This window comes from Pseudomonas sp. NPDC088368, assembly GCF_044753445.1.
GTDB lineage: Bacteria > Pseudomonadota > Gammaproteobacteria > Pseudomonadales > Pseudomonadaceae > Aquipseudomonas > Aquipseudomonas bambusae.
Genome location: NZ_JBIVNG010000006.1, coordinates 387213 through 400661 on the forward strand (window position 1 = coordinate 387213; position 13449 = coordinate 400661).

Genomic DNA, 13449 nt, shown 5'->3' on the forward strand with positions numbered 1-13449 from the left:
TTGTAGACGTTGTTCCGGATGGAGTGTTTTTCGTGGTAGAAGCTGTGAAACTCTGTGAGTGCCCTTATCGTCGACATGCCTCATCCGGTTGTTGGGAAATGGCTCAATGTGAATGCAGGTGCAAACGCGTATCCGCTATTCATTGCCTGAAAATGACGATGGCGGGCTAAGATCTAGCCTCCGATCTGATGACTGAGAACGCTCAGTCGATCATCAACCGAGGTAGCTGTATAGCGCTCTACGGCGGCTGGGAACAGCCGCGAGTGATATTTCGCGAAGGGGAGTGTTGGACCTTGAACTGGGGGCATCTGTTTCAACGTCCCCAAAGCATGCCCTCAGATATGCCCCCAGGTATCTCATCCTCTGGAAGTGTGTAGATCTCCATGGCCTATGAAAAGCCAGAAATGATCAGATGAACACCCTGCCCGACGACGCCTAAAGACTCTCAGGGTCGCCTTTGAACCGGCGAAAGCAGTTGTCAGGCGCTACCAGCGCTGGGCGAGGGCAGGGCGAAGGTTCGATAAGGCAGGTGGCAGCTCTTGATGACAGACCATGCCGAGGTATGTCGCTGCCCGGGTGGCACCTACATACAGGAATCGCTCGAACAGAGTGGGTTTCGCTTCGACGAGCTCATCCAGCCCTATGAAGAACACGGCTTCGAATTCGAGCCCCTTGATGTGCTGGACATCAAACACCCGGATATCGGACTGGTTACCCAAAGACTGGCCATCGACACAAGGAACCGCGAGCAGACTCCTGCTCTCTAGTTTTTTGGTGAGCGCTTCGGCAACGGGTTTCACGTGCGCCTCGGATGCGACCAGGATGGCAATCGTAGGCACCGGCTCATTTTTGGAGCGGATCTGATCTTCGATCTCGAAGATCCTCTCGGCGACCCAGGTGACTACGTCTTCACCCCGGAGGTTTTCCCCTAGCACCGGCGGTACACCTTCGTGAGAGGAATGCTCCGGCAGGCTGCCTACTGCTTCAGTGTCTCCATCCATGTGCTCGAGCAGTTTGATGGCAAAGCTGTTCAATAGGCGACTCTGCCGATACACCGTGTTGATTCGCTGAGGCTTGAGGCGAGGAGAAATCCACTCAAGCTGATCGAGGTGTTTGAGGCCAACCCCTGTGATCCGTTGGTTGAAATCTCCGCAGGCGAAGAACGATTCAATAGCAGGATCAGTCAGGCTCTCCATGCAAGCAAGCTGGAGGAGCGAGAAGTCCGTGGCTTCGTCTACTAGGACTTGCTGCAGGAATTGGCTCGAGATCCTGGCAAGCTCGGTGAAGCGAGGTTCGTCTATATGCCGCTTCACAAAATCCTGGCGGATGAGTTCGCGAGCGGATCGAAGCATGAGGAGAAGAATGGCGTCGAGCTCTGTCTCATCAATGTGGGAAGCGTGCTCTGGCCGCTCATAGCGGTACCGATCAAGCGTTACACTGTCGCGACGGAACGCTCTGTAGCTTGCCGGGACATCAAGTATGTACCGTTTCCAGGCGTCCCTGAAGCGCCGCAGCGCGTTCTGGAAGCACATCTCTCGCCCAAGCGTTTCAAGCCATTCATCTGAGGGGACTCGATCTCCAAGCCAGTCTCGTAATTGAGCTGCACGGCTTGTCTTACCTAGATTGCTGTTACGATAGCGAGTGCGCGCATAGGCCTGAAGGAACTTTCGGTAAGCCGCGAATGCTTTGAGCTCTGCGCTGTTCGACGGCGTAGCAGTCCCATCGTCAGCAGTATCGTCATCAAATTCGGCACCTTCCTCGTCCTCATCATCATTTTGGCCAAGGCTATCAAGGAAGGTGGCCATTTCTGCGAAGACGGCTTTGTTCCGGTTGTGAAGGAGGTTGCCTTGCTTCTTGATCAGATCGTCTGTGGTTGAGCGACTGGCTTTGAGCATAGGATCAATCCGCGTCTCGAGATTGTTCCACTCGGCATACGCGCTCAGCAATCCTTCTGGTCGAAGCGCATCTGACATTGCAAAAAGCTTGTGCACCACTGCGTCTACTAGGTTCGGGGCAGAATCCCGCAGCAAAATTGCTCCTTCCTTCAGAGAGGAGAGGAGGCGGCTTTGGTGTAGAGCTTTAAAATCGGCAAACCACTGGCGCGGATCATCGTTGATGTCCACCGGGGCGAATTGATGATCTTCCTTGAGAATGCATGTGCCACTGTTGCCCGTCTTGAGGATGCCAAATGTAGACCTTGCCAGTTCATGTCGGCGCTTGCTCCAGGCCTTGATATGCTCATCCGAAGCCGGCACGTTCTCACGGTTGAAGGCCTCTTTGACGTAATGCTTTAAGAGGTCAGACGGCGTGAACATCATCCAGCGTGAGCGCTTAGACTGGGGGCCCAGCAAGAGGCGCTCGTCCTGGCTAAGCGCCTCCCAGTCGAGCTTCTGACCGAGACGTTTAATCAGGGTGGTTGTTTTGCCTGTCCCTGGTGGGCCAAGGATGATTAGCTGGTGGTCTACTGAAAGGCGGAAAATTCCGTCCTGAAATTTGTCAAGAATCGCTTGGTCTCGAAGAGCCATAGCGTTTCGGATCTCGTGACGCACACCTTCGCGGATCTTCTCAGTTTCGGACGTGCCGGCGAGCATGGCGAAAAACGAATTGCTGTCGTCGGGCTGTATAACCTTGCGAAGAGACGGGATCGTCTGAGGTGCTGAGCTTTCTTGGCGCCAAATGCTGTCGATTGAGTCCCAGAGCTCAGCGCTTTTCTGAGGTTTTAACTCGAGTTTGTCCAAGACTCGGTAGCTGACTTTTTTACCCGCGATCTCTACATCAACGTCCTCACCGGCGCCGTGGGCAGCCAAGCGACCGAACGGAGAGCGGTAACCAGCTAGCTTGCCGTTATTGAGGACGAATCCTCCTGTGGTGCGGCAGATGTAGTAGGTCTCAACCTGGCCTTTCTCGTTTTCCACCACGATCCGCGAGACAGCTGGCTCTCGGATGAGGCTAACCAGTGATTTGGTCACATCGTCAGAGATGGATGCGATCTGCTCAACGGCAGCGGCACCGGTGAAGGTATTCACAAATGCTAAGGCATCAGAGGCTTCGCGACTCCCCGATGTGAGCTGTTTGGAAGCAATTTGTTCGATCTGGTGAAACGAGTCTAAGGCGTCGTTGGCAAGATCCAACGCATCATTGGCACTCATTGAAGCACTCCCTGTTTCAAATGTTCATGACTTCGTCTGCCAGACATGCATGTGCGCAGATTCATGTACTCATGGCGATGTTCATCGGCTGCCCCAGATCCTAAATCCTGATGGCTTTTGTTGCTAGCAGATTGCTATGAATCTGGTATTGTCCGGCCATTGTCGCCTTTCGCGACTCGCCGGCACAGGAGACGCCAGCTTGGGAGCTCTGCAGAAATCGTCGCCCTTTCTATCTAGATTTGCGACGCCTAGAACAGGAGAGGACAGTATCCCGGGCTTCTATTCCTCGGAGCTCCAGATGTGGGCCGTTGAGGCTCCTGATGGAGTAGTTCCAATCATCGCTGACGGGGCGCTGAATGAGCTGATGACCAAGACCAAGGTCAACGCTGAGCAGGATGACGAGGCGTGCTGGCAGGTTGAGCTGTTGACCAAAACCTACCAGAGAGTCGAAAGCGATGACGACGATCCCAGTCCTTACCGAGGCCAATCGGCTGATTCAGGCTCCCCGCGTCGATTCGACTCGAGCAATCACCTGCTGCAGCTGGTTACCAAAACCGATGAGACGACTGAGCGCGATGATCAATGCAGTGCCAATCACATCCTGGAGCTGATCACCAAGACTAATGTCGAGCTGGAGCGGGACGACAATGGTGATCCAACCTTTGGGCTAGATGCTCGTTACTACTCGGACTGAACTGGAAGCGCTTCATGTTGCTGTTGGTTACAAATTGTCGTGACATCACGATGGACTACGTGGTTGCTGAGCTCCGTCGACGTGGCCAGCCTTTTTTCCGGCTGAATACCGAACAGTTGCCCCAAACGTTGTGCTCGATGGCAGGGTTTCCCCGGGACGCGTGGTCTATTTCGCTAGACGGGGTACTAGTCCGCGGTGCCGCGATAACAGGAGCTTATTTCCGTAGGCCGGGAGCTCCAGTTGTGCCGGACACGGCAACGGATCCTGGAGAGCGGGCCTACATCGAAGCGGAGTGGAGTAGCTTCCTCAAAAGCCTTTATTCCCGTTTAGAAGGCCGGTGGCTGAACTCTCCCACCAAGATCTTCATGGCTGAGGACAAGCCGATGCAGCTCCTTCTCGCGCAGGAGATCGGCTTCCATGTACCACAGGCATTTGTGACGAACGACATCTTATGCGCTAGGGCTATCTCTGCTCTTGGCCAGGCCATTGGCAAGCCTCTTCGACAAGCGGTATTAGCAGGCGAAACGGAGCGAGTCATCTTCACCTCTCGACTCGCTGAGATTGAGGATGAACAGGCGGAGGCCATCAGGCTGAGTCCCTTCATTGTGCAATCAGAGATCTTGAAGCAATACGATGTTCGAGTGACCGTCGTGGGCGGGCGGGTTTTTGCGACCGCGATCTGGTCACAAGATAACGAGGAAACGATAACTGACTGGCGCAAGGGTAGTCGTCCTGATCTTCGCCACGAAAAGATTGTTCTTGATCGACGCGTTGAACGTCAGTGCGTTAAGCTCGTCCAGCGCCTAGGCCTTCGTTACGGGGCGATCGATTTGGTTTGCGATCAATCGGGCAAATTGTGGTTCTTGGAGATAAACCCGAATGGGCAGTGGGCCTGGATCGAGAATCTCACGGGTTACCCAATCGCTGCTGCAATCGTAGACGAGCTGACGGTGAACGCCATTGCTCAAACTTAAAGACTGGCTTCATTGGGTATGGCCGACCCTCATCCCGTTGTCGCCTGGTCAGCAGGCTGAAGATGTGGAATGGAAGCAGGGTATTGCTGCGTCTGTTCAGGCGGGGGATTGGTCGACAGACAGCGACGTGGTGCTGGACGAGTCACGCCGTCTTTTCGATGCAGAGGTTGACCGCCGGAAGGGAGCTGACGCGAAAGCCGGTATCTACCTAGCCGCCATTACGGCGCTGATACCCGTCCTAGTCTCACTGCTGCCCACTCTGTGGAGCGACAAGTCGAGCAAATGGCTAGGCTGCATTGGTCTCGTCCTGTTCGGATTGGCAGTGGCCTTTCTGCTACGCGCAGGGGCGTGGGCATTCAGAACGTTGAAAGTCGCAGGGTTCGCTCAGCTGGGCCCAGGAGAGCTAGCCAATACCTGGAAAGAAAGCTCGCCTAAAGCGGGCTTAGCCAAACAGCTCGCCCGCGCTGTTCTGCATAACTACTCGCTGGTCAACGAAAAAGTGACCGGCATCAAAATGACCCATGAGTATCTGCTTCGGGCCTTTTTGACCTTCACTATTCTCCTTGTGCTTCAGGTGATGTGGCCGTTTGGCGCGTGGGTAGTCGAGAAGAGCGCCAGGTTGATCGAGGCTCCCGTCCCAGCTCCATTGATCATGTGCTACTCATGACGGTACGAATCCGAACGATCTATCCCTGAATATGCTACGTATCCAGTACTTTTGAGATGTTTGAGCATGCATTTGAGGCGGTGCTATGGGCGGAGTCAAGAGAATGATGGAAGAGGACATGGAGCGAGGTTTCTCGCGAGTCGAGGACACGTTCGTGTGCTTACACTGCGTCGAAGATGACGGCCTCAAAGCTTTCATCAAGGATAATTCGGTGAGAGGAACCTGCAGCTATTGCGATGGAAGCCGACGCGTCGCTGACATGAATGACGTGATTGAGCACGTTTTCAATAGCCTCTCAATAGAGTGGGGCGAAGCTACGAATGAGGGGCTCGCTTACGAAACCCGTGAAGGAGGCTGGCAGGGCCGCGTATGCGGCACTTGGGAGCTTCTCTACTACCACGGCCCCGAGTGTTCGGAAGAAGTGTTCGACACTATTGCCGGATCCATACACGACGTGGCGTGGTGCGAGAGAGATCCGTATTCGTTACCCATAGATCGAACGCTGGTCTACGGATGGCAGAGCTTCAGTCATTTCATCATTCACACAGCACGATTCGTGTTTTACAAAGCTGTGAACACCTCATATGCGGCTGATCAGCACGATGAGATGAACCCGGTCGACATTCTTGAAACGCTGGGGAGCGTGGCGAAAAAGCTCGACCTAATTGATACAGTGCCTACAGGGCAGTCGATCTTCCGCGTTCGCATCGTCGATCCTGAGGTTCACCTCAGCCGAGCTAGTGAGCTTGGGCCGCCACCAGCCGCGCATGCGAACATGCCGAACCGGATGAGCCCCGTGGGAATCCCTATGTTCTACGGGGCGTTCGATCAAGACACCGCCATTCGTGAAACCTACGATCCTGCTGAGGGAGCCCTTAAGAAGGCAGCCACCGGCGAGTTTTCGCCTATCAGGGATCTGCGGGTGGTTGATCTGTCCCGCTCGTTTTATGTGCCGAGCCTTTTCGATCCTGAACTGCAAACGCTAAGGCCATGCTTCAGCTTCATGTGTAAATTCGTCGAGGATTTCACCAAACCGATCGAGCGAAGCGATCGAGCTCACGCGGACTATGTTCCGACCCAGGTGGTGACTGAGTATTTCAGGCACGTCTACCGTACCGATGACGATCATCAAATTGATGGGATCATCTACCCGAGCTCGAAGACTGGGAACAAGGCGATCGTTATTTTTGCTGATGCTTCAGGCTGTATCGACGCTGGCGATACGTCTAGTGATCGAACGCTGTTGCGGCTCGACAGAGCATTCGACGTTGACCTGGCCGACTTCGCGGCAGGCGAAGATGACGATGAGATCTTCTGACTATCTGCGGATGCCCTGGGGAAGCAGGGCATCTGTTGAGTGGCTTGGGATTACCCCTGGGAATCGCCAGTCTTTATAAGCCTCAACGGAGAAGCAGGCACCTTGAGCATGAACTGGTTCTCGACCATCTGACTGGTCAGTCCAGCCCCTGCGAGAACCCGGCTCCAAGTCGAAAAATCCAGGAGATCGATTGCTCGTTGCACAAGCAGGGGAGACTCCATTGGGATGAACTCGTCGAACTCCTCGTGCTTAGTAAACCCTTTCCGAGCGAGATAAGTGAAGCCGCTCTTGGCTTGGTCAGCGGTGAGAAGATCCAAAGCCCGTGCACGATAAATCAGCGCCTTGAAACTCACCTTCCAGCGAAGCTTCAAGTCTTTCAGCGCTGGCCAGTTGAGATACTTACCTCGCATTGCTGGGAACTCAGCGGCGAAGCTAGCCCTTGGCATGAGTAAAGCGCTGGCGAACTGATTAGCTTGCTCTTCCGTTTCCCGGCAGCCGGTTTCCACCCCTTGATGCATCACAAGATGACCGAGCTCGTGGGCCAGATCGAAGCGCTGCCGTCCAGGATTCACCTTTGAGGTATTCCGGACGATCAATGGACGTTTGTTGAACAGTGAAAAGGCGTCAACGCGATCGTCCGCGTCCGCCAGGTTGACGACGAGCACCCCAATCTTTTCCGCAAGCTTGGTAACGCTCGAAAGTGGGCCCAAACCTATTCCTTGCTCTCTCCTAAAACGCTCGGCCACCTGTTCAATTTTTCCGGCACCGGTGACTGGCTCCTCGATGGCATGGAAATCGACGGAGGGAAAAGCTACCTCCTTGTCCAGCTCATCAACGAGAAGCTCGAAGATCTCCACTTGGGCTGCGATTGTTTTCTTGAGCGTTTGGGTCGAGGCTCGCACGCTACGAAAGTGGCATTGTTCAAGCTCAACACCACTTTTGCGCGGAACGAAGAAGAAGCTCTCTTTGACGTTCAGGATTTCGCATAGCTGCTTCAACTGTCCAGGATTGGGAATTGAGTTGATCTCAAGCTTGTGTGCGTATTGTCTGGTCACGCCAAGGAGCTCGCCGATTTCAGCAAGGGATCGCCCCGAGGCGCACCTTGCAAGGCGGAGCTTGTCGGGTGAGAACTCATCACCCAGAGGCAGAAGGCCTGTTGTGTCATTCATCTTTCAAGTCAGCGTCTTTCGTTTCTTTCTGCGCAGCGTCCTTATCGCGACGAACTGGCAGAGAATCATCAATTTCAACAATAGGGGAAAGCTCGGTGACGCGGACAGAAACCAGAGGTTCGTAGTTATGTGTCCACTTGCTAACGACATTTCGGTTGGTGTCGAAGCCCAGGACAGACACGGTGAGAGTCGGGCCATCTGGATTTCGATCGCTGTCTACGTACAGCCGCCACGTTACGTTCCCGTCAGTAGCCGGCCCTAGAAGGCTGTCGTGGTAAAGCTCAACGACGTTCTTCTCCACTCGATAGCCTTTTTTGCGAGTGTCGGGATCATCCGTGACCACCTGCATCAAAACCCCATCAATGCTGACCGTGAAATCCAGCGTGTTGTTGACGAGCTTGAACCAAGGGAGGTCACCCTGGAGATGTAAACGCTTGAAGCGGCCATGAATGCGACCGTAAGGGAAGATCCCTCGAGTCCAGTTAGTGTCATCGTCAGTGGAAGTAGCCTCGAGCGCCTTGTAAGCAGCATCCAAGAGGTTGTTGCAGACGACATCAAGATGAGCGCGGCTGAGCTTCGGCTCAAGCTCGCTTGGATGCTTGTAATCAGGCATGCATTTCTCCGAAAAGCGTGCAAATAATCTGTAGTGTCAACCGGAATTTTTGTGCATAATTCTGAGAATGTCAACCTCTGGCATAGTGGTAAGAGTGATCAGTAGCCATGCTAACAAGGCGTGCGCTTTGGCTGCTCAAACTCATGCGAGCCTGGCGAATCTTGGGGTGATTGGGGGTTTTATGAACGTTTTCATCAGCTCTGTCGTTCGAAACTTTGAGAGCTATCGGGCGGCAGCCAAGAAAGCTGTCACGCTGCTGGGGCATCTGCCAGTGATGTGCGAGGATTTTGGGGCGCGGCCTTATTCCTCTCAAGAAGCTTGCATGACTGAGGTCGAGCAGGCAGATGTGGTGGTGCTGGTGCTAGGTGCAGATTTCGGATTCAGAACTGCATCTGGGGAGTCAGTGACACAGCAAGAGTTCGGGCGCGCTCGTGCTGCAGACAAGCCCATCCTCGCGTTCCTGCACGATGTGGACGTGGAGGGGCCCCAGCAGGAGTTTCGCTGGGAAGTATCGGATTATGTCGATGGCCTTTTCCGCGCGACATTCGCCAATGAGCAGGAGCTTTCGGATGGTATCGTCCGGGCATTAAACCAGCTGAATACGAACCGAAGTGCAGTTAGTGAGGAGGAATTTGAGAAACAACTTCAGATTCGGAACGCCAACGGTCGGTGGGGTGGCAGAGACCACGAAACACGGATCGAGCTGGCCTTCCTCCCTCAGCCTGCTAGCCCTGGCAGTCTGCGTGCCATCCACGCGGAGCATGAATCGTATTTCTTGAAGTTTTGCCAAGCTGGACTCAGCACGGTCAAAGCCGGCTATGTGGACTTCGACAGGGATGAGCTTACTGGAATTGATGCTCCGGGCTTGATCTGGCGGCATCACGATCGTGGACTGTCCTGGTTGTCGATGACCTTGGCAAACCCAGTCCGCACGTCTAACCACTTTGACGGGTACTACATATCGCCAACACAAGTGAGACGCTTGGCAGAGGCTGCGCATGAGACTCTTTGCCAGGGCCGAGGAGGGTGGTTTCAACTGTCTCTCTATGGCGTTTCATACAAGGTATTTGCTGAGCCGCCTGCGGTTGCCACCACCAGTTTCACTATGTCGCACCGGTCGGAGCAAGAGGTCGAGGAACGCCGGCTGCTCGTCCCAGCTACCCCTGCGGCTTATGGGCGATGGCTTGATGACGTGATGTTCAAGTTCAAGCGTAAACTGTCGTCATAGCCTCTATTTGCGCCTGGCATAGGGCTGCCAAGCGCGCCTCGCGTACTTAGCTGGAAGAAATATGAAGGATCATTCCGTTCTCAGCCACCTCTTCAAGTTTGAAGAAACGACCAGCCACCTTGAGGGCGGGGAAAACAACACAAACGGCGTAGGGGTCACTGTATTGAGTGGATATTCTTTGGACGTCGAACACTATCTGGCCGGGTGGAAAGCCTAGGTTTTGGGCACGCATCAGGTTGTGAAGTGCTCCCCCCCTCTTTCCATTTGCCTCTGCAACCTCAATCACTTTCTGGCGGAGAGAGTCCACGTCGTCGTCAATCACTTCGGTGAAAAACTGCTGCCTGCGATGCCTTCCGAAGCCGAATCCTGCTGAGTTGGCAGAGCCAATACGATTGAGCGCGATGCATGCAACGGTAACCAGTTCCATACCACTTCCTTGGTTTGCCTACGGTACTCATTTCATAGATGAAAGATGGTTGGAACGCCAGGAAGCTCAAGAGGTTAAGCGGAACCTTCCAATTTCTTGGCTAGCCCGCCGAACTGCTGTGCGGGCTCCACGTACCTCAACGCCGATTTCAGATCGCTCCAACGTATGAATGATTGCTATTCAGTTAGTACTTGTTGGTCGTTTGGATTTTCAATCTTCGGGGGTAGAAGGGCCCTTACGGGCTTTTGAAAACCGGCGTGATCATGGGGCGACGGTTGTCCTGCAAGTGATGCCTGTGTCAGCCACTGCGACATCAACCCAGCAAGCGCTCAGACTGCTCCAACGGCAATGAGCGCTGTGCGTATTTGAGCTGAGGTGATCCGATAGCATTCAACCGCGATAGGGAACTGTCGCAGGTGATTTTTCGAGAAGAAGATTGTTAAGCCTTAGGCTGGGGGCATCCTTTTCAAACCATCCAAAGCATGCCCTCAGATATGCCCCCAATGTAGCAATTCTCTGGAAGTGGATGGATCTCCATGGTCTATGAAAAGGCAGAAATGATCAGATGAACAGCCTGACAGAAGACGCCTAGAGACTCTCAGGATCGCCAAAAAACATCTGAATCCGCGACCTCAGCCAGCGCTCGCCGGGGTCGTTGTCCTGAGAACCGCGCCAAGCCATATGCAGCTCGAAGGTGCGGGCTTCCACGGGCAATTCTTCAGCCCGCACACCGCCCGCTGCGGTCAGCACGGCGGCCGTGTAGTCGGGCACGGTGGCGACGATGTCGGTGCCGGCGATCAGCGTCGCCAGGCCGTTGAATTGCGGGACGGCCAGCACCACGTGGCGTTTGCGTCCGATCTTTTCCAGGTACTCATCGATGAAGCCGCCCAGGTCGCCCGCGAACGAGACCAGAGCGTGGGGCCGTGCGCAGAAATCATCAAGGGTGATGGGGCCGGGCATCGAGTCGGCGCGCAGCAGTTTGGGTTTGCTGCGGCGCAGGACCTTGCGCTTGGCGTTCGCCGGGAGATCATCGGTGTAGCTCACACCGATGGAAATCTCGCCGGATGACAGCAGCGCAGGCATCAGGATGTAGTTGGTGCGGCGCACCACCAGCACGATGCCGGGGGCTTCGGAGCGCAGGCGCTTGAGCAGCGAAGGCAGCAGGGCGAATTCGGCATCATCGGACAGGCCGATGCGGAACACGGCAGTACTGGTGGCCGGATCGAAATCGGCGGCGCGGCTCACGGCGGTGGAAATGGAGTCCAGCGCAGGGGACAGCAGGCCGAAGATTTCCACGGCGCGTGCCGTGGGTTCCATGCTGCGGCCGGTACGGACGAACAACGGATCGTCGAACAGCCCGCGCAGACGCGAGAGCGCCGCACTGATCGCCGGCTGGCCCAGAAACAGCTTTTCCGCTGCACGGGTCACGCTGCGTTCATGCATGAGGGTTTCGAACACGATGAGCAGATTGAGGTCGACGCGACGCAGGTCGTTGCGATTCATGACGGGGGTCTCAGGGACATGGTCAATTATGAGCGGCCAGAGAGGCCTTGCCAGTGTTCAGCTCGGGAACGAATGTTACGGAATGATGCCGATTCTGATCAGGCTTGAATGCATGCGCAAGCATACAAACGTGTTACCCATCACGACCATCGATAATTTGCCTTGAACTTGGGCAATTTCAAGACACCCAACTGAAGAGGCGTGAGGGATCGAGCCACCCGACGCGGGGGGATTTCGTGCCAGTCATGCTTACGTTCATCCGGAATGTGCCCATCGGGTTGCAAAGTCCGGGTGAGAAAAGAACAATGTCCGCCTTGAATACGTGAGCATTCGATGGTTATCTAATGGCCGCCTTTCAACAACAGAATCGATGACAGGCATGTCGACTATTAATAGCCACTGATAGTGTTACCGGCAGAGCCCGGATAGAGTTCATGGCATCAAGGTTCATAAGGCGAGGTTCGAAATGTCCCGCACGATCCGTTTTCATCAGTTCGGCCCGGCCGAGGTACTCAAGGTAGAAGAGGTGCCCGTCGCGTTGCCTGCCCCCGGCGAGGTGCAAGTGCGCGTACAGGCGATCGGCGTTACCTGGTACGACGTGCTGTGGCGCCAGAATCTGGCTTCTTCTCAGGCGCGGCTGCCGGCCGGTCTGGGCTCTGAAATGGCAGGCGTGATCACCGCTGTCGGCGATGGCGTGGCTGATCTGAACGTCGGCGACAGGGTGGCCAGCTTTCCTTCTGCAGACCCTAACGTGCACCCGGTTTATGGCGAGCTGATTACACTGCCCGCCACTTCCGTAACCCGTTATCCGGAAATTCTCACCCCTAATGAGGCAGCCGTGCATTACACGCCGCTGCTGATGGCGTACTTTGCCTTTGTCGACCTGGCTCGCGCCAAACCGGGGCAGACCGCTCTGGTGACCGATGCCAGCCATTGCGCGGGCCCTGCGTTCCTGCAACTGGGCAATGCACTGGGTATCAAGGTCATCGCCGCGACCAAGACCGAATCGTGCCGTGAGTACCTGTTGAAGCTGGGTGCCGACAAGGTCGTGAACACCGAAGAGCAGGATCTGCTCATGGCGATCAACAAGTACACCGACAATCGGGGTGTCGACATCGTCCTGGACGGTTTGGGCGGCCCGCAGATGTCCATGTTGGGCGACGTGCTCGCACCCCGTGGGAGCCTGATTCTTTACGGCTTGCAGGGCGGCAATCAGACGCCGTTCCCGGCGTGTGCAGCGTTCCAGAAAAATATTCAGTTCTTCGTTCATTGTGTGGGCAATTTCACCGGCAAGCCTGAACTGGGTATCGCTCAAGACGAAGAAGCCGTAAAACGTGCCTTGCGTGACATTACCCAATTGACTGCTGACCGCGTGTTGGTCCCGCAGATCACCAAGGTCTTTCCGTTCGATCAACTGGTCGAAGCGCACCGCTTGATGGACGGCTGCCCTGTAGGCGGTCGCATAGTGGTGGAAGTCGAGTCTGCCTGAGCGCAATTCATCGCGCTGGCTGAATGATCGACGCTGTGGCCAAGCGTCGTACGAGTGGATCTGGTCGCCGGTTCAAGGTGCCCGTCCCGTTTTTTACCGGCCATGTTTCACCCGACAAAGCCTTCCTGACGTGATCTGGAAGGCTTTTTTGTTTATGGGTGACGCGTAATTAAACAGCCTGTTTCATTCGTCAGTGCCGCGTGCCTGACACCCTTGCC

At 55.1% G+C, this 13449-nt stretch carries 11 protein-coding genes; 6 read left to right on the forward strand and 5 right to left on the reverse strand.

Features of this window, described 5'->3' with window-relative positions:
• Positions 1-485 precede the first annotated feature (485 nt).
• A complete protein-coding gene (locus ACIQAL_RS15820; protein ID WP_401146962.1) occupies positions 486-3149 on the reverse strand; it encodes an ATP-binding domain-containing protein in 2664 nt (887 codons plus the stop codon).
• A 298-nt stretch (positions 3150-3447) separates the two neighbouring features.
• Between ACIQAL_RS15820 and ACIQAL_RS15825 the strand changes: the two genes are divergently transcribed.
• The 4 genes from ACIQAL_RS15825 (at position 3448) to ACIQAL_RS15840 (ending at position 6802) form a co-directional block, all read left to right on the forward strand.
• Positions 3448-3843 carry a hypothetical protein gene (locus ACIQAL_RS15825; protein WP_401146965.1) on the forward strand — a complete coding sequence of 132 codons (396 nt, stop codon included), beginning with the start codon at positions 3448-3450 and terminating at the stop codon, positions 3841-3843.
• Between the two features lie 14 nt (positions 3844-3857).
• Positions 3858-4817, forward strand: a complete 960-nt coding sequence (locus ACIQAL_RS15830) for a hypothetical protein (protein WP_401146967.1) — start codon at positions 3858-3860, stop codon at positions 4815-4817.
• On the forward strand, positions 4804-5484 hold the full coding sequence (locus tag ACIQAL_RS15835) for a hypothetical protein (RefSeq protein WP_305375649.1): 681 nt from the start codon (positions 4804-4806) through the stop codon (positions 5482-5484). Before ACIQAL_RS15830 ends, ACIQAL_RS15835 begins: the two co-directional genes overlap by 14 nt.
• Positions 5485-5587: 103 nt before the next feature.
• Positions 5588-6802 (forward strand): HEPN-associated N-terminal domain-containing protein, encoded by a 1215-nt coding sequence (locus ACIQAL_RS15840; protein ID WP_401146969.1) that lies wholly within the window; start codon positions 5588-5590, stop codon positions 6800-6802.
• 50 nt (positions 6803-6852) lie between these two features.
• Here the strand turns inward: ACIQAL_RS15840 and ACIQAL_RS15845 are convergent, their stop codons facing one another.
• Together ACIQAL_RS15845 and ACIQAL_RS15850 are read right to left on the reverse strand one after the other, a co-directional pair.
• Positions 6853-7971: an XRE family transcriptional regulator gene (locus ACIQAL_RS15845; RefSeq protein ID WP_401146972.1), complete on the reverse strand. Its 1119-nt coding sequence runs from the start codon at positions 7969-7971 to the stop codon at positions 6853-6855.
• Positions 7964-8584: a hypothetical protein gene (locus ACIQAL_RS15850; protein WP_401146974.1), complete on the reverse strand. Its 621-nt coding sequence runs from the start codon at positions 8582-8584 to the stop codon at positions 7964-7966. The genes ACIQAL_RS15845 and ACIQAL_RS15850 overlap by 8 nt, the downstream gene beginning before the upstream one ends.
• A 127-nt stretch (positions 8585-8711) precedes the next feature.
• Here ACIQAL_RS15850 and ACIQAL_RS15855 point away from each other — a divergent pair, with 127 nt between their 5' ends.
• Positions 8712-9812 (forward strand): DUF4062 domain-containing protein, encoded by a 1101-nt coding sequence (locus tag ACIQAL_RS15855; RefSeq protein WP_401146975.1) that lies wholly within the window; start codon positions 8712-8714, stop codon positions 9810-9812.
• A 46-nt stretch (positions 9813-9858) separates the two neighbouring features.
• On the opposite strand, the gene ACIQAL_RS15860 is transcribed toward ACIQAL_RS15855, so the two are convergent.
• Together ACIQAL_RS15860 and ACIQAL_RS15865 are read right to left on the reverse strand one after the other, a co-directional pair.
• Positions 9859-10239: a hypothetical protein gene (locus ACIQAL_RS15860; protein WP_401146977.1), complete on the reverse strand. Its 381-nt coding sequence runs from the start codon at positions 10237-10239 to the stop codon at positions 9859-9861.
• A gap of 588 nt (positions 10240-10827) precedes the next feature.
• On the reverse strand, positions 10828-11742 hold the full coding sequence (locus ACIQAL_RS15865; protein WP_401146979.1) for a LysR family transcriptional regulator: 915 nt from the start codon (positions 11740-11742) through the stop codon (positions 10828-10830).
• A gap of 466 nt (positions 11743-12208) precedes the next feature.
• Between ACIQAL_RS15865 and ACIQAL_RS15870 the strand changes: the two genes are divergently transcribed.
• Positions 12209-13231 carry a zinc-dependent alcohol dehydrogenase family protein gene (locus ACIQAL_RS15870; protein WP_401146982.1) on the forward strand — a complete coding sequence of 341 codons (1023 nt, stop codon included), beginning with the start codon at positions 12209-12211 and terminating at the stop codon, positions 13229-13231.
• Positions 13232-13449 lie beyond the last annotated feature (218 nt).

Bases quoted from the DNA above. Each gene is read 5' to 3' on its own strand.
- ACIQAL_RS15845 (WP_401146972.1), bottom strand. From the start codon at position 7,971: ATGAATGACACAACAGGCCTTCTGCCTCTGGGTGATGAGTTCTCACCC.
- ACIQAL_RS15850 (WP_401146974.1), bottom strand. From the start codon at position 8,584: ATGCCTGATTACAAGCATCCAAGCGAGCTTGAGCCGAAGCTCAGCCGC.
- ACIQAL_RS15820 (WP_401146962.1), bottom strand. From the start codon at position 3,149: ATGAGTGCCAATGATGCGTTGGATCTTGCCAACGACGCCTTAGACTCG.
- ACIQAL_RS15825 (WP_401146965.1), top strand. From the start codon at position 3,448: ATGTGGGCCGTTGAGGCTCCTGATGGAGTAGTTCCAATCATCGCTGAC.
- ACIQAL_RS15860 (WP_401146977.1), bottom strand. From the start codon at position 10,239: ATGGAACTGGTTACCGTTGCATGCATCGCGCTCAATCGTATTGGCTCT.
- ACIQAL_RS15830 (WP_401146967.1), top strand. From the start codon at position 3,858: ATGTTGCTGTTGGTTACAAATTGTCGTGACATCACGATGGACTACGTG.
- ACIQAL_RS15865 (WP_401146979.1), bottom strand. From the start codon at position 11,742: ATGAATCGCAACGACCTGCGTCGCGTCGACCTCAATCTGCTCATCGTG.
- ACIQAL_RS15840 (WP_401146969.1), top strand. From the start codon at position 5,588: ATGATGGAAGAGGACATGGAGCGAGGTTTCTCGCGAGTCGAGGACACG.
- ACIQAL_RS15870 (WP_401146982.1), top strand. From the start codon at position 12,209: ATGTCCCGCACGATCCGTTTTCATCAGTTCGGCCCGGCCGAGGTACTC.